Source organism: Streptococcus sp. 1F3, assembly GCF_054968985.1.
On sequence record NZ_JBUEQR010000002.1, the window covers coordinates 1 to 1,084 of the forward strand.

At 35.7% G+C, this 1,084-nt stretch carries 1 protein-coding gene and 1 pseudogene; both read right to left on the reverse strand.

The window, feature by feature from the left end; genetic code table 11:
• Positions 1-151 precede the first annotated feature (151 nt).
• Positions 152-445: an ABC transporter gene (locus tag ACVPON_RS00040; protein WP_462874785.1), complete on the reverse strand. Its 294-nt coding sequence runs from the start codon at positions 443-445 to the stop codon at positions 152-154.
• Positions 446-491: 46 nt separating this feature from the next.
• Positions 492-1,084 (reverse strand): annotated as a pseudogene (locus ACVPON_RS00045) (hypothetical protein); the annotation flags it as partial.

Below are 1,084 nucleotides of genomic sequence, written 5' to 3' on the forward strand. Positions count from 1 at the left end.
TCTTCTGATAAGGTATCGGAGGCTGCTATCTGAGAACGCACATGCTTCACACGATTGGCGTAAGTGGTTTTCACGACTTCATCAATCGATATATCTAACTGCGAAAGTTCCTTAGTGTAACGCCCAACTTGGATATAGCTAGGAGTTAGTACTAAACTTCTAATAGGTAGTCGGAAATTACAATTTTCAGACTATTAAGTCGCTCATTCATTTGTTTTCTCAATTTAAAATTATCAGTCCAATAATTCATATCAGAGAGCCCGCCTCTTGGTGGAAACAACTTATTGTATATCGTCAATTTTTGCCTTGTTGTTAAGTCAGAACCAATTACTAACTCATGCCTTAAATCTTTTAAGTAATCTATTTGAACTTGCAGTCCACTAATCTTGAGTTCTTCAATTAAATGATTAAGTTCATCAATTGTATCAATTAGATATTCTATCATTAAGCTATACCTCTTTATTTTTTTATAAATAATATCTTACAACACATTATGGAATAATAGACCATGAATCTAACACTTCGATCCCCTCAATATTCCAAGGCGAGTCAATAAAAATCTGTGTTTTATCAAGTCCTCCTTGATAAATTCCACCTTGAGTACCAACTGGACCTTCATAAATTGTAGTTCCTTTAGGTATCCTAATTTTATATACCTTATCAATAGGTGACTGACCTGTGAAAACACCGTCTGGAGTAGTCCAAATATCTTTAACAGCAGTATCAATTCTAACTTGTGCTCTTGAAAATGGCGGTTCAGTTGTAAACCACTGTCCCATAGGATTGTCACCCCTGCCAGCTCTATATAGTACTACATCATTATCTAACTCTAAAATACTATAACGCCCACCATAAAAATTACGATTGGGTTTTGAACTTAGTTCAGCAAGTGGTCCTGGATTTGTTGTACTATTAAATTTGTAAGCATATATATCGTTATATTTTGATACCATATCAGTTACATCCAGAGCATATATACTAGAGCTATCCTGAGTATCTACTATATCCCCTATCGTCACATTCCCCGTCTTCTGCGACACTACATCAATCCGGGTGCCCTTAGGAATCTCAACACCTCCAACAA